The sequence below is a fragment of the Mesonia aquimarina genome (genome assembly GCF_003667275.1).
Lineage (GTDB): Bacteria > Bacteroidota > Bacteroidia > Flavobacteriales > Flavobacteriaceae > Mesonia > Mesonia aquimarina.
Window position 1 is genome coordinate 1 of the sequence record NZ_RCNV01000017.1, and the last position, 22,486, is coordinate 22,486.

13 protein-coding genes and 1 pseudogene are annotated in these 22,486 nt (G+C 32.0%); 3 read left to right on the plus strand and 11 right to left on the minus strand.

Translation table 11 applies throughout. From position 1 onward, the window contains the following. The 7 genes and pseudogenes from D9R05_RS15035 to D9R05_RS15065 form a co-directional block, all read right to left on the minus strand. Window positions 1-1,408: pseudogene (locus D9R05_RS15035) on the minus strand (hypothetical protein); the annotation flags it as partial. Window positions 1,409-1,495: 87 nt separating this feature from the next. Next, window positions 1,496-2,848 carry an OmpA family protein gene (locus tag D9R05_RS15040; protein ID WP_121668055.1) on the minus strand — a complete coding sequence of 451 codons (1,353 nt, stop codon included), beginning with the start codon at window positions 2,846-2,848 and terminating at the stop codon, window positions 1,496-1,498. Beyond that, window positions 2,849-3,352 carry a tetratricopeptide repeat protein gene (locus D9R05_RS15045; RefSeq protein ID WP_121668056.1) on the minus strand — a complete coding sequence of 168 codons (504 nt, stop codon included), beginning with the start codon at window positions 3,350-3,352 and terminating at the stop codon, window positions 2,849-2,851. A gap of 17 nt (window positions 3,353-3,369) precedes the next feature. Continuing rightward, window positions 3,370-4,305, minus strand: coding sequence for a PorP/SprF family type IX secretion system membrane protein (locus D9R05_RS15050; protein ID WP_121668057.1), 936 nt, complete (start codon window positions 4,303-4,305; stop codon window positions 3,370-3,372). 64 nt (window positions 4,306-4,369) lie between these two features. Then, complete coding sequence (locus D9R05_RS15055; RefSeq protein ID WP_121668058.1) at window positions 4,370-11,290, minus strand: choice-of-anchor J domain-containing protein; 6,921 nt, start codon at window positions 11,288-11,290, stop codon at window positions 4,370-4,372. Window positions 11,291-11,577: 287 nt separating this feature from the next. Then, window positions 11,578-12,738, minus strand: a complete 1,161-nt coding sequence (locus D9R05_RS15060) for a tetratricopeptide repeat protein (protein WP_121668059.1) — start codon at window positions 12,736-12,738, stop codon at window positions 11,578-11,580. Then, window positions 12,725-14,278: a helix-turn-helix domain-containing protein gene (locus D9R05_RS15065; protein WP_121668060.1), complete on the minus strand. Its 1,554-nt coding sequence runs from the start codon at window positions 14,276-14,278 to the stop codon at window positions 12,725-12,727. The genes D9R05_RS15060 and D9R05_RS15065 overlap by 14 nt, the downstream gene beginning before the upstream one ends. Window positions 14,279-14,466: 188 nt before the next feature. On the opposite strand from D9R05_RS15065, the gene D9R05_RS15070 reads away from it, so the two are divergent. Then, window positions 14,467-15,924, plus strand: coding sequence for a sodium:solute symporter (locus tag D9R05_RS15070; RefSeq protein ID WP_121668061.1), 1,458 nt, complete (start codon window positions 14,467-14,469; stop codon window positions 15,922-15,924). Here the strand turns inward: D9R05_RS15070 and D9R05_RS15075 are convergent. The 4 genes from D9R05_RS15075 to D9R05_RS15090 all read right to left on the minus strand — a co-directional run bounded on the left by D9R05_RS15075 (window position 15,901) and on the right by D9R05_RS15090 (window position 19,784). Further along, window positions 15,901-16,257, minus strand: coding sequence for a CoA-binding protein (locus D9R05_RS15075; protein WP_121668062.1), 357 nt, complete (start codon window positions 16,255-16,257; stop codon window positions 15,901-15,903). The two genes, D9R05_RS15070 and D9R05_RS15075, sit on opposite strands and share 24 nt — an antisense overlap. 384 nt (window positions 16,258-16,641) lie before the next feature. After that, a complete protein-coding gene (locus D9R05_RS15080) occupies window positions 16,642-17,652 on the minus strand; it encodes a 3-oxoacyl-ACP synthase III family protein (RefSeq protein ID WP_121668076.1) in 1,011 nt (336 codons plus the stop codon). A gap of 143 nt (window positions 17,653-17,795) precedes the next feature. Then, a complete protein-coding gene (locus D9R05_RS15085; protein ID WP_121668063.1) occupies window positions 17,796-19,103 on the minus strand; it encodes an ABC1 kinase family protein in 1,308 nt (435 codons plus the stop codon). Window positions 19,104-19,106: 3 nt separating this feature from the next. Continuing rightward, on the minus strand, window positions 19,107-19,784 hold the full coding sequence (locus D9R05_RS15090) for a TetR family transcriptional regulator C-terminal domain-containing protein (RefSeq protein WP_121668064.1): 678 nt from the start codon (window positions 19,782-19,784) through the stop codon (window positions 19,107-19,109). 221 nt (window positions 19,785-20,005) lie between these two features. Here D9R05_RS15090 and htpG point away from each other — a divergent pair, with 221 nt between their 5' ends. Together htpG and D9R05_RS15100 are read left to right on the plus strand one after the other, a co-directional pair. Beyond that, a complete protein-coding gene (gene htpG, locus D9R05_RS15095; protein WP_121668065.1) occupies window positions 20,006-21,889 on the plus strand; it encodes a molecular chaperone HtpG in 1,884 nt (627 codons plus the stop codon). Between the two features lie 77 nt (window positions 21,890-21,966). After that, window positions 21,967-22,482 carry a hypothetical protein gene (locus D9R05_RS15100; protein ID WP_121668066.1) on the plus strand — a complete coding sequence of 172 codons (516 nt, stop codon included), beginning with the start codon at window positions 21,967-21,969 and terminating at the stop codon, window positions 22,480-22,482. Window positions 22,483-22,486 lie beyond the last annotated feature (4 nt).

Below are 22,486 nucleotides of genomic sequence, written 5' to 3' on the forward strand. Positions count from 1 at the left end.
GAATCGCTTCTATGAAAAAGCTGTTATCCGCTGCATAGCAGTTTGGGCTTTCATTATTTTCTACACGAACAAAGATCTCTTGCGGGTTTGCTAAAGTGTTTTCATAGGCAGTAGGAGTCCCTATTGGTGTGTCTCCCGCATCAGCTAATGCTTGACTCTCGTAATAACTTACCGTATATTCATCAGAAGCTAAACCATCTAATGCCGCAGCGTCATTCTCGGTTAAATCAAATTCTGTAACATCATCATTCTCCGGATCGCATTCGGTAAGGTCAGAAAGAGCTCCTATAGAAAAAACAGCTGTTGATATCGTTAATTCTTCAGCAATAGTTTGTGTACAAATAACATTTCCGCTTTCTCCTAAAATACTCGCATTCAACACCTCAATAATTGTCTCTTGATTGATTGTATTAATCAGGGTTGCTTCTCCTGAATCATCTAATAAAATGCTTTCAACAGGGTTGTTATTAATAGAATATGTTACAGATGCACCTGGAGTTCCACTAAAAGTATACGTTACTTCTTCACCCGCACATACAACATTATTAGAAACAGAAATACTTGCATCAGGAACAGGAAATACTTCAAGATTGAACTCTGTAATACTGGAGCAACCTGACGTATTATCTACAACAGTAGCATAAATTAATTCTGGATTTTCTGAGTTAGAATACAAATCAGGTAAAGAATTAACTCTATCTACTGCATCAGCTAAAGTTTGGTAAAATTCAATAGTATTATTAGCAGAATCGGAATTTATGTCAGATCTAGCATCGTCTAAATTGAATATACCTACTTCTGAATTTGAACTACACGTTTTTAAACTTTCAATTGAATTAGCTTCTGGAGGGACAGGAAATGCTCCATCGTTATCGGTTGCTGTTCCAAACCATTCAATATCAAAACCTCCTTCTCCTATTGGTCTATCTAGTACAATATAATATTTTTCATCTTCTTGAACATCTAACCATCTAACATAACCTGTACCATCTGCACCTGGACCACCTTGGGTTGTCAAAGTAGAGCCATCCATACCAGTATGATTATCTGGTAAGCCTGCTGCTAGAGGGTTTGTTGTATTACATCTAATAGGGTTTCCCAAATCGTCACACGTACTATCGGGGCCATATACCCAAAAATCATAATCAACATTAATATCTGGATCATTAGGAATTAAATTAAAACCTAAAGTACCATCTTGAACAATATTAACTTCAAGCCATAAAGAATTATGTTCAAAACTACTACATCCTGCCACTTCCTGAATATCTCCAGGTCCATTTGCATTTGAACTAAAAGTTCCGTTTCCACATATAGTTATAGCATTTACACAATCATTAGGTTCTTCTTGTGCATTCAATAACATACTTAAACATAAAAATAAGCTTGAAATCAATATTTTTTTCATACTCTAATAAGCTTTAATAGTCAATCATCTAAAAAAATTTAGATGATTGACTATTTCAAAAATTTGAATTAAATTATAAAATCAGTATTACTTTTTCACTATTATAAATTCTGATCTTCTATTTTTTGCATTTTCTTCATCGGTACAATTAGGTGTACAATCTATTTTTAGATCCGTACTTCCCATACCTTTGCCAGAAAGACGATCTTTAGCTATTCCCTTTGATATTAAATACTGTACAGTTGACTGCGCTCTTTCTTCTGATAACTTCAAATTATAAGAGGCATTTCCCTTTGAATCTGTATGTGATTTTACCAAAATATGCATCGAAGGATTGTCTTTCATTATCTTTACTAACTTATCCAATTCTTTGGATCCTCGCTCGGTTATAAAACTTTTATCAAACTCAAAATAGATATTATCTAATTTCACTTCTTTCTCTGTGATCATTTCATTTACAGGAGACAGCAATAATTCTTCCTCTACACTAGACGCTGTTGTTGGACTTACTTGAACTTCAAGTGTCTTATAAGAATCTGCCGATGCTACTAACATATAAGCTGTTTCACAATTAATAGCAAAAGATACTTCTCCATTTACATCTGAAGATTCTGTTCCTAATGTATTCCCCATAGCATCTGTTATAGTTATAACAACTTCAGATAACTTTTTCCCAGTCTCACTATTTTTTACAACTGCTATAACTTCTGACTTACATATTGCTAAAGCTTTGTAAATATTATCTACTCCACTTCTATTAGAGGCAAAATAACCAAAATCTGCACCAGCTTTCATACTAAACGAAAAATCATCTTTATTAGTATTTACAGGTCTTCCTAAATTTACAGCAGCTGAAGTCTTAGTTAGATCTTTCTTATAAACATCAAAACCTCCTAAACCTTGCATTCCATTGGTTGAAAAATATAAAATATCCTCTTCAATTGATGGAAAACCTTCTTTTGCTGGTGTGTTTACTGAAGCTCCTAAGTTTTCTGGAGTACCTACTGTAGCTCCATCTAAACTTGCCTTCCAAATATCTGTATCACCAAAACCTCCTGGCATATCGGAAGAAAAATATAGCGTTTTCCCATCTGAACTTATTGATGGGTGACTTACCGAATAATTTGAACTGTTTATTGAAAGTGGCTTTACATATTCCCATTTACCTTCTACCTTCTTGGCTAAATACAAACCTTGCTGAGCTACTTTAACTCGCTTTTGACCTTCCTTATATAAGCCTTGTTTATGACCGTCTCTAGAGAAAATCATCATTGTTGCATCTGAACTTACAGCTACGGGACCATCATGATATTTTGTGTTTAAACCTTTAACTTCTGTTGGTTCTTTTTCTCCTAAGTTAACCTTATAAATATCTAAATAAGGCTGATTAGACCACTTATCATTTTTATTACTCTTATTTCTTGTACTAACAAAATACAACTAATTGGTATTAGTTACTACTGGACCAAAATCACTATACTCTGAACTACTAAATTCTACAGGACTTACTGTAAAATTTTCCTCCTTATCTGCCAAGGAAGGTATATAATTTGGGTTTTGCAAGTGTGCCTTAGCTCTAGAATCTTCTGGGCGCTTTCTTGAAAAAACATCCATTTGTGCGTTAGCTTTTTCATATTCTCCTTGAGATTTTAAAACCTGTGCATATCTATAATACGTCTCCGCATCTTGATCATTCATTACCGCCTTAGCATACCACTTTTCTGCCTCTGCTGTATTAAAAATTTTATAGTAACTATCCCCCAATTGCTTATACACATAAGCAGTTGCTTCTCCGTCTTCTACTAATTCCATATACTTATCTATAGCGGATATATATTGATAAGTATCAAAAAGCTCATCAGCCTTTTCTGTCTTTTTTGTTTGGCTATACCCCATTGAACAAGTCAATAAAAAAGCGCCAAGTAAAATATTTATTTTTTTCATATTAGTTTTTTTAAGCTTTAAAAGAATCTAGGCGATACAGATACTTTCTTTGGTACATTTAAATCAAACAATAGCATTACTTCATGAGAAGAAGAAGTTCCTGCATCTAAATTTGATGTAATATAATCATAGGCATAGCCTATTCGTAAATTTGGTAATACAGCAAAATTAGCCAATGCTCCTACAGAATCGTCTAATCGATAAGAGGCTCCTACCTCAAAACGCTCATAAAATAAAAAATTTGCTGATAAATCTAAAGAAACAGGTGCTTTAAAAGCTGATTTCAACATAAACGAAGGCTTAAATTTTGTGTTTTCTGAAAGATCAAAAACATACCCCCCTGTTAAAAAATAGTGCTGTGTCTCTGATCCAAATTCATATTCTTCACCATTTTCAGTCAAATCTAAATGCTTGCTATTTAACATATTAGGAACAGACAACGCTACATAATATTTATCTGTATAATAGAAAAAACCAGCTCCAAAATTTAAGTAAGTATTATTACTGTTCTCTTGAAAAGCTACATCATTTTGATCAGGAACAAAGCCATTCCCTATATCACTAAATAATCCTACATCCTGAAAAGTAGCTCCTGCTTTTATACCAAAAGCTAATTTATGTTCTCCTCCTAATTTCAAGGTATAAGAAAAATCTGCGTAAACATTGTTCTCCTCTACAGGTCCAGCCTTATCAGATACTGCTGATAAACCTAAACCTACATTGTTCCCTACAGGACTATGTGCTGACAACGTTGCGGTCTTTGGCGCCCCATCTAAACCTACCCATTGTGCACGGTACAAAAGACCTATCGATAAGCTCTCTTTAGATCCTGCGTAAGCTGGATTTATCACATTCATATTATACATATATTGTGTATAATGAGGATCTTGCTGTGCTTTTGCTGTCCCTAAAAAAAACACGATAAAAGCAAGTGCTATATATATTTTTTTCATTTCTATATTTTAGTTTATAAAATAAAGCAGTCCACTTTACGAAGACTGCTTTATATATTTCTTATTAATATTCTCTATTTACGTATACCCAACCTGTTACAACTTGACCGTCGTTCTTTTGAAGGCTATAGTAATAAGTTCCATCTGGAAGTTCATTTTGGTTACTTGACTGACCATACCATTCGTTAGTATAATTAGACTTACTATAAACCTCTCTTCCATAACGATTATAAATAGAAATCGAGCGAACTCCTAAATTACTCAAATCAAAACTATCATTCTTACCATCTCCATTAGGCGATATCCCTCTTGGTATCTCGCCACAAGAAATACTCTCTACCGTAATGCCAGCCTCTGTAGAACATACATTATCTCCTACAACTACTATAAATGACATCGGTAAACTTAAAGAAGAATTTTGTGCTAAATAATCAGATACATTAAACTCTTCTGAGTTATTCCCTACAAGATCTCCTGAAGAAGTCTGCCACTGATAACTTAAGCTTGAAGCATTAACTCCTGCTTCTATTGGATTAGCTATCAATACTAAATCATTATCTGAACATTCTTCTAAAATCTCTATTGAAGAACTTGCCTCTATCGACAAAGCAAAGCTACTACTAGAACCTTGTTGACAAATAGAAAGGTCTTCCTCTACTGTATAGATTATTGTATAATCGCCTACTGCGCTAGAATTAAAGTCTATTGCGCCGGTAGAAGAATCTAATGACAAGCCTTCTGAAGAACTAAACTCGCCTTCTAAACTAAAGTCTTCTCCTAATTCTGGTAAGACCTCTTCACTATTGCTACAGTAAACTGTATTAGAATATGCAAAATCTGTCACTACAGGTGTAGATGGATTTAATATAACATCAGCTGTATAGCTCGATGCTAAAATACAATTCTCTAAATCTTCTTCTACCTCATAAGTAACCTCATAAGCACCAAACGTTGCAGAAGACAAATCAATTTCTCCAGTAACAGGATCTACTGATAAACCTGTAGAACTAAATGTTCCACCTTCAAAGAAATCTTCTACTAAATCTGGTAATGGATTATTAGCGGCATTAATACAAGTCTCTGCATAACTAAACTCTACTACAGGATCAGTTACATCATTAACCACAACTACTATCTCTACGCGAGGCCCTTTACAGCCATTAGAATCAACATGACTTACATAGTAACTCGTTTCTCCTACAGATGAAGCGTCTGGTGTAGGTGCTGTTGCGCTTCCTTCACCACCAACTTCTTCTGTAAACCAAAGTAAATCAAAATCGCCTTGAGCCGTTGCACTTAAAGCTACAGTTGGTTCATCTAAACAATACTCAACTGGTGAGTCTATGATTGGAACTTCTGATATGCCTTCGTACTCTACTACGATCTCATCTTCACAATAACGGGTTCTCCAATAAAATGTATAATTACCAGGTACCGTAAAATCAGATATCGTAATCTCATTTGATTCTGAATCCGAAATTAAAACAGGACCTGGATTATCCTCTGAAGACTCCCAAACTCCTAAACCATTGGCTTCAACATCTATTGATTGCATAGAACAATCTATCATAAAATCATCAGTTTCGATACGATTATTAGGAATAAAATTAGCTGCATCTAACAAATTACCTATACCATAATCCTTTGCTCTAAATAAAAAGCGAGTTTGTTCTTGACCACCCGGAACTTGATAAGTACCGGTATAAACAGTCCAAGCTCCAACGGATGATTCTTCTGCAATTAAAGTGTAAGGCCCTTCAGGTGGTCCTGCAAATAATTGAATGGTATTACCCTCAGACCTTCCTCTAGTAGCAAAACTATAGTCAAAAGCAGTAATTTCTGAGCTATCAAAGTCTTTAAAAAGACCTCTTGGGCTATCTTCATCATAAAGGGAAGCATCATCAGAAATAAGTTGAATACATTGTGCACCTGAATATGCATCAAACCCAGGAGCATTTAATGACTCCCATAAAAATACTGCATTTGCTTCATCTGTTTCCATATTTTGACGCCACCCTGGTATAACCAATGGTGTAGAAATACTGGTTACTCCACTAAATTGATTTAAAGGAGGCTGCTCAAAATCATAATTAACAGCATTAAATGTACATAGATCTTCAGGCGTTGTTGCACATAAACTAAACATTCTTGTACTTAATTCAGGAGAGTTTAACGTTAATCTTACTTTATAACTATCTCCGATAACAAGCTCAGAAGAGTATGAAGCTACAATAACATTACTTCTACTACACTTAACTTCTGTTAAACTTTCATCTTCGTTCACCTTATATAAGGTCATAGTCATATCTGGATAAGGTTCTTCTCCAGAAGTATAATAGAAGTTCCCTGTAAAACCATTCGCTTCAATGATATGAACTTCTGAAATAGCTTCGAAATTAAACCAAATATCTGCTTGATTTGTCACATCACATGAGATTGTCTCTCCTGAAACCGAAGCATTTCTAAAAGAAACATCTGTTACTGAGTTTACACAACTATTAGTTTCATTAATAGGTAAGATAAGCTCTGTTGAAGAATCATCATTTCTAACAAATTCAAAAGGACCAGACCAATAGCTTTCTTCTCCTTCTCCACAAATTGCTCTTACAAAATATTCATATGTAGCAGTATTTTGGTCAATAAAATCAGCTGCATCTGGTGTATAACTCGTTGTAGACACTATTGTTCCTGATTGTGGTAATGTACCATTTCCTATAGGCTGTATAGAAACCTCCCATTCAGTTTCGTCTCCAACTGGAGTCCATGAAAACTCCATATTCTCATTTATCGACAAATCTGTAGGTTGAGGACAAGCAAGGTCTCCGCAAGTGGAAACTCCTGTATAAACAGTTGTAAGTGGCGTTAAACCTGTTGGACTTGAGTAAACAACATTATCTTCCTCATCTAAAATATCAAATTGATAATTAGCATATTGAGGTGCATGAGAACCCACTGTATCAAAATATAAGGAAAACTCAATACCAGAACATAATAACACATTAAATTCTTCTGAATCTTCGCCATTAAAAGGTAAAGTCTGCACTGCCTGATTATTCTGAGTTAATATTAACTCAGAAGAAAGACTGGTATCACTAGTTAAAACGAATGTATAATTGCATAAATTTTCAAAGCTACATTGCGTAGTCAACTCTCCAACACCAAGCCATTCTGAGTTTATATCATCTCCACAAACAGCTCTAACATAAATTTCATATTTTGTAGACGGATCTAATCCAGTAACTGTATATGGGTTTGTACCGGTTTCATACAAATACTCATCCGCTACATCACCTATAGGCACATCTTCTTCATAGGGCAGTACTGCTATTTCCCAGTCAGTTTCACCACCATTGGTTTCCCAAGATACTTCAACTTCTGTATCAGTAATATTTGTTAATGAGATATTTGAAGGTTTTGGACAATTAGGAATATCTTCTATAATAAAATTATCGATAAACAAAGATTGGCCTCTATATGTTCCTGTACTAGGGAAGTACGGTACGTGGAAAGCAATATTTACTTCTCCTGAAACCCCTGCTGGGAAATTAATTACTTTCTCTTTATATTCTTCGTTATTTAAAATAACAGGATCATCATCCGAATCATAAAGTACGGTTGTAAACTCGGATAATTCAATTCCATTGGTTGATAATAATACTTCCAAATCTTCTGTAAAGAAACTATCATTTACTTTATAATAATAGCGTAAGCGTTGTCCCTCTGTAATCGTTATAGTTGGAGAAACTAAATAATCTAAGTTATTACCGTTTGAGCCGGTAAACATTCCTGCAGATTCATTCCCCTCAAAAGGATAAATTAAACTGGTAGTATTCCAAGTATGTTGATCATCATTTTCATTAAATATTCTCCAACAACCTTCAGATTCAGAATCAGCTTCAAAACCTTCAAAGAAAGGGGTGTCAAAAGCTGTACATAAAGTTCTAAAACTAACTGGACCTATCCATTCACTTTCTCCACCTTCACAAGCAGCTTGTACATAAGCTTCATAAATTGTATCTGGAGCTAAATCAGAAACGATATAATTGGTACTCGTTGCTGAACCTGTAATTGATGGAGCTCCACTACCTTCAGGTTGGACAGAAACATTCCATTCTGTTTCTTGAAATCCAGTTTGCCAAGCTAACTCAGCAGTATCTAGACCTACATTATCCACTAATAATTCAGTTGGGCTCGGACAATCAGGAGCGTCAATAATTTCTACGTCATCTATATTTACTCCAGTTCCAACATTTGCAATATAAAAAGCAAAATAAACTGGTCCATTAGCATTCACATAAATTTCTTTCTCTAAATCTTCAGTATTTGTAATGTTAAACAAAGGCTCTAGCTCTGTAAAACTTGATGGATCTGTATCAGTAGTAGACATTAATATTGTCAAGTTCGAGTTAGCACTACCCTGAATGATATTATAAAACGCTCTATACTTAAACTTAAGTAATTTGGTTCCATCCATATTTATAGCTGGAGAAATCAAATATTCATCACTTGGTGGTGACCCAAAAAAGCCACCTTGAATTACAGTAGATTCAGCATTAATTGTATAAGTAAAGTTATCACTATTATTATCTAAAATTTCCCAGCAATATTTTTGAGTGTCAGGATCGGTATCATTAAAGCTTTCGTAAAAAGGTAAATCATACGCATTACAATCTGTAAAGAAGTTTATTGGACCTACCCATTCACTTTGCTCACTATCGTTACAATAAGCACGCACATAATATTCATATTGTGTAGCTGGTTCTAAGTCTGAAACCGTATATGGATTAGAATCTGCCAATTCACCCGAATCTGCGTCAGTTGGCGCTTCCCCTCCTTGTTCTTGTACAAAAACTTCCCATTGTGTCTCTTCATAACCTTGCGTCCAAGAAACATCAACTGTCGTCGTTGTCACACCATCAACCATTGGCGATATAGGGTTTGGACAAGCAGGTTGATCTTCTACATAAACATCATTAAGATAAATTCGAGTCGCATCTTCCCCTGCGTTAGGTGGAACATGCCAAGCAAAATTAACATTGCCAGTAATAGAAGTTGGGATTACTACTATCATTTCTAAATAATCTCCATCCGTATTAAAAACCTGTTCTGGAACTAAAGCTGTATCAAAATCATCAACACTAACTCCTGTATCCGAAACTAAAATTTCTAACGGAACATCTCCTACTCCATTATAAGTTCTATATTTAAAACGCAATCTTTTTTGAGCTCCAGAAACATCGATTGTTGGAGATATGAAATAATCATCGCTTTCATCATCTACACTATTAAGTCTTAGACTTGGATTCCCTCCTAAATACCCCCAGGTTTCTCCATCATTATTTGCATCAATCACATACCAACAAGGAACTGGATTTGAATTAGTTCCTTCATTAAAATCTTCAAAATATGGTGTAGAAAAAATATCACATTGAGTTGTAAAGGTGTAAGGATCACCCCAGTTTCCTGTAGAAGTATCACAGGTTGAACGTATATACAAATCATATGTAGTTTCTGCGGTTAAACCTGTTACCGGGTTATCTAAATTTGTACTAGTTGAAGTTATTCCTGTAGTAGGCTCTCCATCTCCAGTAGACACAACTGCATATTCCCAAGAATCTGCTAATCCTCCAGGATTATTCCAAGAAAATTCTACACTAGTTTGTGTTAAGCCTCCATAAGTAACTGCTGAAGGAGCTGGAGCTGCGCATGAAGAACCCTCTATTTCTAAAGTAAAGCAAATACCGGCTTCTGGCTGTAATTCTGATGAAATTACAATAATGTAAGTTTCTCCTGATTCGACATAAAAATTAGAAATCTGAGCTTCTAAGTTTGACGAAGAAGTACTTAACGCATCTAAACAACCTACCCCTACATCTGAACAACTATTATAAATTAAAACAGCCGTATTTGAATTAAAGCAATTACCATCACCTTCTCCAGGAGCATATCCCAAAACCGATTGATTTATTGTTATCAACCCACTCTCTGAAGCTGTGTAGGTCAAAAATGCTTGATCTCCATTTAAATAATTTGTACTTTGACTTAAACACCCTGTACCTTGAGTGTCATACTCTATATCTTCATTAAAATAGTTACTTAAATTATCCTCTAATACATAATTACCTGAGTTAAAAACATCAGGTACCTCTATTGCTGTTTCACAAGTTGTCCCCTCTATACCTGTTGTAAAAGAAAAAGGACCTGCAAAACCACTCGAAGTGTCATTATCACAAAGTGTTTTTATGTAAATATCGTATTCTGTCTCTGCTGACAAATTGTTGAATGTATAACTCGTCTCTGAAACTTCTGTTCCTGTTGCTGCAGGTGTTATTCCTGATTCTACAACTTGAACTTCAAAATTAGTTGCTGTATCGTGTGACCAATTTGCCGTAGCACTTACTGCTGACACATCACTAACAGTAACATTTTCTTCTAAAACATCTGTACAACCTTCTATTACTCTAACATTATCTACAAACCAAGAATCTCCTGTTGGTGCAGCTCCTGATTGTGTATTTACGGCTACAAAAGCGATATAAATATCTATCCCTGCGGCTATACCTTCCGGAATCTCTACGACTTTTTCTTCGTACTCCGTTTGAGAACCGCTATTTAACTCAGACTCTGTCCAAGAATCTAATACAATATTAAATCCATTAATATCAGGTTGATCGGCTGTTGATATCTTAACTTGGTATTCTGTACCTTCGTCTGCAGCACTTCCTTGTTTAGTAAAAAAACGTATTTCTCCGTTTTCAGGAGTTGTAAATAATGGTGTAACTAAATAGTATTCAGCTGTAATTCCGTCACCTACATTATCTAAGCTTGGATCTACCTCAACCGCATTTGAATTTAAATACCCATCAGTTGTAGTATTCCAAGTACTTACAGCATTAGCATTCCCAACAATTGACCAATCGGTTGGAATTCCTCCTTCAAAATCTTCTGTTGCTAATTGTGCATTAGCATTAACAGAAAAAAGCAAAAATGAAAGAAAAGCAAAGAAGCTACAATTGGTCGCTTACCTAAATTTACATTCTCGAAACTTCCCGAAAATAGTTTAGACCGTAATAAAAGATATTTTATTACTTTAATTAAATGTAATTTGTACTTCATATTTTCATGTTTAAATTAATTTCTTAAACTTACGAATAAACTTTAACGTAAAAATAAAACTATCTTTTCGTTTTCCTGAAATTCGAAAGAGTAAAAAAAAATTAAAAACTTGAAAATGAAATAATTAAACAAATTATTAATAAAAAATTAAATTCTTTATTTTTGAAGTTTTTCAATTGTTTTTTTATAGAATTTAGTTTGTTTTTTATTCTTTTTGATAGTTAAAAACAAAAACAATAAAACGATTAGAGAAAATAGAGATGTTATAAGCAAAAAAAAATTTAGTTTAGATTTTTCTAAATCAATTTTTTTTTGTGCATCTATATATAAATCAGAAATAGAACTACTAATAGATTCTCTTTCAGACATTTTTACTTGAAACTGAATATTTAAATACAGCTTATTATATTTTTTATATAAAGCCCATTTATTTAGTCCTAAATAATTATCCGACAATCCTTTATAAATTGCTTGATCTAACACTAAATCACCAACTTTTCTTGAAATATTCAGTGCTTTTGTCAATAATTTTATAGACTCTTTATATTTTCCTTGAAGCGTATATACTTCTGCTAAACCTTTTAAAGCAAAAGCCTCTAAACTATTAGCATTTGCTTCTTTTGCAACTTCTATTGATTTTCTAAAACTTTTAATAGCTTCAGAATAATTTAATAGTAAAATATAACAATTACCTTTGTTGTATTCTGCTATACTGATATTTCCTATTTTTTCTTGACCATTGACTATTATATACTTATTTATTCCTTTATTAAAATAACTAATAGCTATTTCACAATTTAACTGATTTTTATAAATGAAACCTTTAATAATATAATTATCTGCTAATGTATATTGTATTCCGTCTGCATTTTGATAAGGCACAGACATTTTTTCTGCTTTATCGAGAAAACGGATAGCTTTATCGTATACTTTTAATTGGTGATATAACTCTCCTAATTTGGTTATTATATTTATCTTAATTACAGGGTCATCTATATTTTTAGCGATTTTATTGGCTTTTGTTAAATAAAATAATGCGTGCTGATAATCCCTTTTAGAAGAATAAGCTGTAGCAACTAATATCAAACTTTTTGCTTTTTGCTTATTACTAGCATTTTTAGAATTAAAAACATCTAAACCAATTTCAATAGCTTTTTCAGGATCATCGTAAATAAATCTAGACCCATTAATTAATGAACTATCTTTCTGTTTTACATTTTGAAATAGTTTATTTTCTTTTCCTTCTGTAGAATATATACCGAAAAAAAACAGAATTGTAAAAAGTAAGATGTTTTTCAATATATTAATACTTTTCATTATCTAACTCTTTCTTTAGCAAATTAATAAATGTAGCGGGTGTCATATTAACAATAGATTTAAAAACTGTAGCAAAACTACTATGGGAGGAAAAACCGCTATTTTCAGCAAGAAAACTAATTTTATAGTTTTTATAATTAGGATCTGTCCTCAATTTTTCTATAATAAATTTTATTCTTAGTTTATTAATGAAAGTATTAAAATTATCACCGTAATGTCTATTAATGATTTCTGACAGGTATTTTGTGTTGGTATCAAATTGAGAAGCCAATGCTGCCAAAGACATTTCTTTAGAGGTGAATTTTGTTGAGTTCTCAAATTTTTTCAATTTTTTTAAGATTATTTTTTCCGTTTCTTTTGGAATAATAATTTTTTTAGGCTTAGACTTTATTTTAACTTTATTGGGGAGCGTATTTTTACTAAAAATATCTCTACTCACTTCTATATAATTTATAATTGATTTGTAATGTCGCTTTTCTTCGAAAGATTTATACCAAAAAAACATACAAATAGTAATAATTGAGAGTACAATTATAATTGCTACATATTTATACCTAAAAAAAGTGTTTTTTTTAAAAGTTAAGTTTTCCTCTTGTTGATTTACTACAATATTATAAAGTTTATTAACCGCTTCAAGCTCTTGATTTTCTACAATTTCATCGAATTTTAAAAATTTATTATTGTATTTTTTATGATTTTCTTTATTACCTATTACTAAATAATTTGATGATAAATATTTATAAATATTCTTACGCAAACGGTTATTATCTATTTTTTTTACTTCGGAAAGTGCTTTTATTAAAACTTCTTCAGAAAGAAAGTTTTTTTTAGTTTTTAAATAAAGATCGGCTAATTCTAATAAAATTTTCACCTTAATAAAAGTATTAGGCATGGCTTGATCTTCATTTAGTTCTAGTGCTTTATCAAGATTTAATTCAGCTAAGTTGTATGCGTTTAAATTATTTAATGCTTTCCCTTTAAAGTAATAAAAGTTTATATTTTTTTTAAATTCATTATTGTTGTTAGACAAACTGTCTAATGACTTTAAAGCCTTTTCATTTTGTTGTCTTTCAATCTCTTTATTTATTTTAAAAAGTGACAACTTAAAATCAAGTGTTTGAGTAGAATCACTAATTGAGTGTTCGTGGAAAAGCTTATCGGCTTTTAAAAAATATATGTCTGCTTGAGCATCTAAATATAGTAAATGAGACAAAGTAGATTTTAATAAATATGCTTCAAAAGATAAATTAGGGTAAAAATCTTTATCTACTTGTTGTACTTTGTATACATAATCAATAGAATTATTATAATTGCCTTTTATAAAATAAGCTTTCGCTAATATTAAATTGACCGCTTCTATACTCTTTTCATCTTCCGTTGTATGGAGTAAGTGTTTAGCTATTTTTATAGATTCATCTGGAGAAGAATAAATAGATTGATTTGCCTTATCTAGCAAACTTTCTTGTGCAAAAATAGTTGTACTAAAAATAAAAATTAGAGTAAACTTAATATAGTTAGAGCAAAAAAAATTATAAATCATTCTAGTTACTTTTTTCAAAAAATCAAAACTACTAATATATAACAACTACAAGCTATACAATTATTACTTTATGTCAACAATAATTTCACACCTAATAATATACTAAAAATAATGATATTATTTATAATAATAATTATAATCCTATACAATACTAATTAGTAAGTTTGTACTTATAAACCCAACATTTCATGAAACCCATTCATATTCTTTTACTTATTGGTTTGTATTTTGGTATACTTATGCTTATCTCTTACTTTACGGGTAAAAATGATAGTAATGCAGCTTTTTTTAAGGCTGAAGGAAAATCTCCTTGGTATGTGGTTGCGTTTGGTATGGTTGGCGCTTCATTATCTGGAGTTACTTTTATTTCGGTTCCGGGTTGGGTAGAAGCCTCCCATTTTAGCTATATGCAAGTGGTTTTAGGATATTTAGTAGGATATTTTGTGATAGCATTTATTTTACTTCCTATTTATTATAGTTTAAATGTAACTTCCATTTATCAATATTTAGAACAGCGCTTTGGTGAAGTAAGTTACAAAACCGGCGCTTTTTTCTTTTTTATATCTCGTGTTCTCGGAGCCTCTTTTCGCTTATTTCTTGTCGCCACCGTCTTACAATATTTTGTATTTGAAGCTTGGGGAATTCCTTTTTTTGTAACAGTGATTCTTTCCATCTTACTCATTTGGATTTATACTGCTAGAGGCGGAATAAAAACCATTGTATGGACTGATACTCTACAAACATTATTTATGCTCGGTTCTGTAATTGTTGCTATTTATTTTATTGCTATTGAACTAAACTGGAGCTTTACTGATTTTTTTACGGCTGAAGAATTAGAGCCTTACACGAAAACATTTTTTATGGGTGATTTTTTAGCAAAAAATTACTTCTGGAAAGCATTTTTTGGAGGGATGTTCATTACCATTTGTATGACAGGTTTAGACCAAGATATGATGCAAAAAAACTTAACGTGTAAAAACTTAAAAGAAGCACAGAAAAATGTACTTTCTTACAGTTTTGTTTTTGTACCGGTAAATATTTTATTTTTATTCTTAGGAGCGCTACTTTTTATTTATGCTGAGCAAAACGGAATTTCAGTACCACTATTAGATGGAAAGGAAAAAACAGATTTACTTTTTCCTGAGATTGCTCTTCACGGAAATATGGGCTTAGGATTGGGTATAATTTTTATTCTTGGGTTAATTGCTGCTGCATATTCTAGTGCAGATAGTGCGTTAACTTCTTTAACAACAAGTTTTTGTGTCGATTTTTTAAATATTGAAAAAAAAGAAGCAAAACTTCAAAAAGGCTTACGTAAACGCATTCATATTCTTATAAGTATATTGCTAATAATTGTAATTATTGCTTTTAAATATTTGCTGGATAGCAGCGTAATTGATGTATTATTAACTGCGGCAAGTTATACCTACGGACCTTTATTAGGATTATTTGCTTTTGGAATTTTTACAAACTATAAAATCAAAGATAAATGGGTTGCATTAATAGCTCTTATTTCTGTTAGTCTAACGTTTATTTTAGGGAACTTAGATCCCAAATACCTTGGTGGCTATCACTTTAATTACGAATTACTAATTGTCAATGGGCTTATAACTTTTATAGGATTAATATTGATTCGTAGAAAGTAAAACTAGCGTACAAGCAACTTCAACCTGTATGTTTTCTTTTTTCAATATTCTATAAAGTTCAGGGTTTTCTGTGCCCGGATTAAAAATCACTCTTTTAGGTGAAAGACTTATAATATAATCATAATATTCTTCTTGCCGCTTTGCATTTAAATACAACGTAACTGTATCTATATTTTTAAATGGCAATTTTTCTGTTTCTATGTTTACATCTTCTACATTTCCTTTTCTTAAACCAATTGCAACTGTAGCAACGTCATTATTCCTTAAAGAATGAATTGCTCTGTTTGAATAACGAATTGGTTTTAAAGAAGCTCCTATAACGAGTGTTTTCATAATTTGATATTTATAATTTTATCGTGATACAAACTAACAAATATCATTGGTTAAAAAAAGATGATTAACTTTTTGTAACATTTAAAATTAACATTCGTCTTTTAAGTAAGATGTATTTTTATAGTTTAATAGTTGATTATTCCTTGTTTTGTAGGATTTATTAAAACAAGGAAAAAAAGCCCACTAAATCGTGGGCTTTTTTATAATGTTAACTACTGATTACCAAATTGTTAAACTTTGTTAAGTCATGCAACAATTTTCAATTTTATGCGTCTTATTAATAGAAGTTGGTTATAATTTATTTGAATTAGCCTTTAAACAAATACAAACTAACAAAACATCATATTAAAAAGATCGTCTAAATAATAGGCGATCTTTTTTTATTTACCAGCTTAAAATAGCACTACCCCAAGTAAAACCACTTCCAAAAGCAGCAAGAACAATATTATCGCCTTCTTTAATTTTACCTTGTTCCCAAGCTTCAGTTAAAGCAATTGGGATTGAAGCAGCCGTTGTATTTCCATATTTCTGAATATTGTTATAAACCTGATCATCCTTCAACTGAAATTTTTGCTGAATAAATTGAGAAATCCTCAAATTAGCTTGATGCGGAATTAACATATCAATATCAGCAACTTCTAATCCGTTTTCTTGTAAACCTTCCATAATCACTTGAGAAAAACGCTGAATTGCATTTTTAAAAACAAATTGTCCGTTCATATAAGGATAATATGGAATATCTTCTTGCGGATTTTCAGCTATAATTTCAGGTACCCAATGCATTGTACTTGGTCCTTTTAACGATAATTCTAAAGCATGTTTTCCTTCAGAATGTAAATGTGTAGATAAAATTCCTTGCCCGTTATGATCACTTCTACTAACAACTGCGGCTCCTGCTCCATCTCCAAAAATTACAGAAACGCTTCTTCCTCGGGTAGTCATATCCAAACCGCCACTGTGATTTTCACTTCCAATCACTAGAACGTTTTTGTACATTCCGGTTTTCACAAATTGATCGGCTACCGAAAGTCCATAAATAAATCCGCTACATTGATTTCGCACATCAAGCGCCGGACAGGTTTTTATGTCTAACATTTCTTGCACCTGTACACCACAACCCGGAAAATAATAATCGGGACTTAGTGTTGCAAAAACAATTAAGTCGATTTCATCTTTATCAATATCGGCACGTTCTATGGCAATTTCAGCAGCTTTTTTTCCCATTATTGCCGTAGAATTTCCGTCGCCTTTTTTAATATGTCGTCGTTCTTGTATTCCGGTACGTTCTTGAATCCATTCATCATTGGTTTCCATGATTTTTGAAAGATCCTCGTTTGTTACAACATTTTCTGGAACATAATATCCTAAACCGGAAATTTTAGATTGATATAGCATTTTTTTTATTTTTTCTGAAAGCAATATACATATTATGCATATTGGATGGAAGAAAACTTTTTTAATTTAGTATGCACGCATAAAAAAAGAGCATTATAAAATGCTCTTTTTTAATTACTAACCAATCAAAAACTATGATCAAATCACAGATACTTTCTAAAATTATTAATCTTTATTTCTGCTTTCAAGTCGTGCAATAAATTATATAAACCAAAAAATGTACGGTTGATATACAGGAAATGTTTGCTTCCTCTATTGCCGTTCATTTTCCGTAATTCGGTATCTTTACTGTATTTTTCACTTAATTCGGTTATTTTACCCCAAAATTCTTCATCTGAAAAATCAAAATTTTCTTTATGAAACGGGCTAGTAAACAAACTCAACATTTCATAAAATAAAGCGGAAAAATATTCTATTTCACGCTCAGAATCATCGGGACGTAAAATTTCTAATTCTCTTAATTTTGAAAGAAAAAACGGACGATTATTTATATTTTTTGGAACCGCTAATTCAAAATAAGGAACGTAAAAATCTTCCGGTACTTTTTTTATACAGCCAAAATCTATAGCGATTAAATTTTGTTTTTCATCAACCAAAAAATTCCCGGGATGCGGATCTGCGTGAACGGCTTTTAATTCGTGCATTTGGAACATATAAAAATCCCATAATGCTTGCCCGATTTTATCGCCATCTTCTTTACTGAAATCTTCTTTTACAAATTCGCTTAAATGTTTTCCTTGCATCCAATCCATCGTGATAATTCGCTCACTGGAAAGATCTTTATAATACTTCGGGAATTTTAGATTTTCAATTTTCTCACAAGCTTCAGAAATAAATTTACTTTGTTCAACTTCAAGAATATAATCGGTTTCTTCTAGCAGTTTTCCTTCAACTTCTTTAAAATATTTTTCTGAATCTTTTCCTTGAAGATTAAACATTTTAATGGCAACGGGTTTTACCATTTTTAAATCTGAACTAATACTATCGGCAACGCCCGGATATTGAATTTTTACCGCAAGTTTTCTACCGTCTTTTTCAGCTTTATGAACTTGACCTATACTTGCCGCATTTACAGAGTTTGCTGTAAAATTATCATATAAATCTTCGGGATATTCACCATGATATTTTTTGAATGTTTTTCTTACTAACGGCGCCGAAAGCGGCGGAACACTAAATTGTGCTAAACTAAATTTTTCTACATACGCACTTGGCAACAAACTTTTTTCCATTGAGAGCATTTGCGCTACTTTTAAAGCACTTCCGCGTAAATTTTTTAAGCCGTCATAAATATCTTCAGCGTTATCTTTATCAAGTTCGTCGCGTGTTAATTCGCTATTGAAGGCTTTTTTACCGTAATATTTTAAATAATTTCCACCGATTTTTACGCCAGTTTTCATCATTTCTGTGGTGCGGCCAAGCTTTCCTGTCGGTATTTTATCGATTGATTTCATCTACTACGCCATTCGTTCTTTAAAAAGGAATTTTCCAAAATCGATAACGCGTTCAAACGGTGTATTATCAAACACATCAAAAATCGTGTTGACTGATTTTTCAATTGCAACATCGGTTTTTTCAAATTCAGCAGAATTATCATCCATCCAAAATTTGATTAAAAACATGGTTTGAATCCACGCGCCTTCAGAAAAAACAGTTTCATTTTTTTGAAGAATTTTTAATTGCTTTTCATCATTATCTTCTTGCAATAAATCCTTCGTGAAATTTTTAATGTCTTTACGCAAACCTTTCAATTGCGCTAAATTTTTTAACTGATCGCGATTTTCTTGTAACGTAAATAAAACGTAACTTCTATTAACAGTTAACATTTCAAAGAAAGTGAAGAAAAAAGTCAGCATTTTTTCACGACTGGTAAAGCTTTCCGTTTCTGGTGCTTTATGAATCAAGTCGACACTTTTCTGATAAAACTGATGCCAAATTTCTTGACGTAAACCTTCAAAACTTCCGAAGAAATTATAGAATTGATCTTCCGTCATTTTATTAGCCTTCGCAAATTTATAGACTGATTTTGGCGTTTGTTCATTTTCCAAAACATAATCCATATACAGCGAAATCACTTTATCCTTGGTAATTTTATTAGTCGATTTTTTTGTTGTTTTTTTAGTCTGCTTTTCCATAATCAATCAATCTTTTATCAAAAATACAATTTTGTTTAATCTTAAATCAAAAACACTAAACAAAAATTTGTTAAATTATTTACTCTCAATTAATAGCAATGATTATACCTTATTTTAAATTACCTAAAAAGTTTATATGTCAGTTTGTCATTTCAGTAGAAATGGTATTTTTTTTGACTTCTACTGAGTAATTAAAATTTTAAAAATTAAATTCAACACATATGGCAACAGGAAAAATTAATGTTTCGGTAGAGAACATTTTCCCATTAATAAAGAAATTTCTTTACAGTGATCATGAAATTTTCTTACGAGAATTAATTTCTAACGCGACCGATGCGACTCTAAAATTAAAGCATTTAGCAAATATTGGCGAAACCAGCGTAGAGTATGGCAATCCGGTAATTGAAGTTAAAATTGATGAGGAAAACAGTAAACTTCATATTATTGATGAAGGAATTGGAATGACGAAAGAAGAAGTTGAAAAATACATCAACGAAGTAGCGTTTTCCGGTGCTGAAGAATTTTTAGAAAAGTATAAAGATTCAGCTAAAGACAGCGGAATTATTGGTCATTTCGGACTTGGTTTTTATTCAGCTTTTATGGTCGCCAATAAAGTTGAAATTATCACAAAATCTTTTAAAGATGAACCTGCTGCACATTGGGTTTGCGAAGGAACTACAGAATTCACCTTAAAAGATGGTAATAAAGAAACACGCGGAACAGAAATTATTCTTCATATAAATGAAGATGATAAAGAGTTTTTACAAGAAAACCGCATTAGCGAATTATTGACCAAGTACAATAAATTTATGCCGGTTCCTATAAAATTTGGAACCAAAGAAAAAGAGCTTCCAAAAGCTGAAGACGCCCCAGAAGATGAAGAAGCTAAAAAAGTTACGGTAGATAATATCATTAACAATCCGGAACCGGCTTGGACTAAACAACCAACCGATTTAGAAGAGCAGGATTACAATAGCTTCTATAGAGAATTGTACCCAATGCAATTTGAAGAACCACTTTTTCATATTCACTTAAATGTAGATTATCCCTTTAATTTAACTGGTATTTTATACTTTCCGAAATTGTCTAATGATATGACAATGCAGAAAGACAAAATTCAGTTATACCAAAACCAAGTTTTTGTAACAGATAATGTAGAAGGAATTGTTCCTGAATTTTTAACCATGTTAAAAGGAGTAATTGATTCTCCAGATATTCCGTTAAACGTTTCGCGTTCTTATTTACAAGCTGATGGCGCAGTGAAGAAAATTTCAAGCTACATTAGTCGTAAAGTTGCTGATAAGTTGAAATCTTTATTCAACAACAATCGCGAAGATTTTGAACAAAAATGGGATGATATTAAAGTAGTGATTGAATACGGAATGCTAACCGAAGATAAATTTTTCGACAAAGCACAAAAATTCAGCCTCTATCCTACGGTAGATAAAAAATACTTCACTTTTGAAGAATACAAAGAAAAAATAAAAGATAACCAAACCGATAAAGACGATAAATTAGTGGTGCTTTACGCTTCTAATAAAGATGAACAGCACAGTTATATTGAAGCCGCTAAAGATAAAGGTTATGAAGTTCTTTTATTAGATTCGCCAATTGTTCCGCATCTTATTCAAAAATTAGAATCGTCTAACGAAAACGTATCGTTTGTTCGTGTAGATAGCGATCACGTAGATAATTTAATTAAAAAAGACGAAGACAAAACTTCTAAACTTTCTGAAGAGGAACAAGAAAAATTAAAAACTGATTTTGAAAAAGTTGTTCCAAAAGAAAAATACACCGTTCAATTAGAAGCGATGGATAGTGCTGCGGCGCCACTTATTATTACGCAACCGGAATTTATGCGCAGAATGAAAGAAATGCAGCAAACCGGCGGCGGAATGATGGGAATGGGTAATATGCCAGAAATGTACAATTTAGTTGTAAACACCAATAACAATTTAATTTCTGAAATATTAAAAACCGAAAATGCAGAAGAACAAGAACGCAAAATCAAACAATCGTTAGATTTAGCGCGATTATCTCAAAACCTACTAAAGGGTGAAGAACTCACCAATTTTGTAAAACGTAGTTTTGAGATGATTAAGTAAAAAATAAAGTCAGAATTAATAATTAAAACCGCCTTCTTTCGTAAGGCGGTTTTTTTATATTTGTTTAAATTGAAATTATGAAAAACATTACCGCTACTTATAAAAACCGTGAGTTAACTTTCATAAAAGATGGAACTTCAACTGAAATCGGTAAAATAATTTACGGGAAAAATAAGCAGCCAAGATTGATTTTAGATGAAAATGAATATTCAATTGTCCGAACATCAAAAAATGAAATCCAGATATTTAAAAATAATGAAAAGATAGATTCATTAAATAAAGATAAAATCTTCGGAAACTATCAATTTAAGAATTCCACATATCAAATAAAAGGAATTTCAAGCTGGAAAGGTGGAACAAAATTAGTTGATAAGGAAAATGAAACTATTTTAAGCATTCAAAATAAAAGTTCTCTTTTAGACAAAGGCATTTATAATATTCAACTTAATAATAAAGTAGATTCACTTTTTATATTGCTTAGCTTACATATTCACATCGAAGCTTCAAAAACAAAAACGCTTGCTGCGGTTGTGAGCAGTTCAATCGCTTCCCTTTTTGTAGTGCAAAAATTTATTTTCCCACACTTTAATTAAATAA

Bases quoted from the DNA above. Each gene is read 5' to 3' on its own strand.
- htpG (WP_121668065.1), top strand. From the start codon at position 20,006: ATGGCAACAGGAAAAATTAATGTTTCGGTAGAGAACATTTTCCCATTA.
- D9R05_RS15050 (WP_121668057.1), bottom strand. From the start codon at position 4,305: ATGAAAAAAATATATATAGCACTTGCTTTTATCGTGTTTTTTTTAGGG.
- D9R05_RS15090 (WP_121668064.1), bottom strand. From the start codon at position 19,784: ATGGAAAAGCAGACTAAAAAAACAACAAAAAAATCGACTAATAAAATT.
- D9R05_RS15085 (WP_121668063.1), bottom strand. From the start codon at position 19,103: ATGAAATCAATCGATAAAATACCGACAGGAAAGCTTGGCCGCACCACA.
- D9R05_RS15060 (WP_121668059.1), bottom strand. From the start codon at position 12,738: ATGAAAAGTATTAATATATTGAAAAACATCTTACTTTTTACAATTCTG.
- D9R05_RS15065 (WP_121668060.1), bottom strand. From the start codon at position 14,278: ATGATTTATAATTTTTTTTGCTCTAACTATATTAAGTTTACTCTAATT.
- D9R05_RS15080 (WP_121668076.1), bottom strand. From the start codon at position 17,652: ATGCTATATCAATCTAAAATTTCCGGTTTAGGATATTATGTTCCAGAA.
- D9R05_RS15045 (WP_121668056.1), bottom strand. From the start codon at position 3,352: ATGAAAAAAATAAATATTTTACTTGGCGCTTTTTTATTGACTTGTTCA.
- D9R05_RS15100 (WP_121668066.1), top strand. From the start codon at position 21,967: ATGAAAAACATTACCGCTACTTATAAAAACCGTGAGTTAACTTTCATA.
- D9R05_RS15075 (WP_121668062.1), bottom strand. From the start codon at position 16,257: ATGAAAACACTCGTTATAGGAGCTTCTTTAAAACCAATTCGTTATTCA.
- D9R05_RS15070 (WP_121668061.1), top strand. From the start codon at position 14,467: ATGAAACCCATTCATATTCTTTTACTTATTGGTTTGTATTTTGGTATA.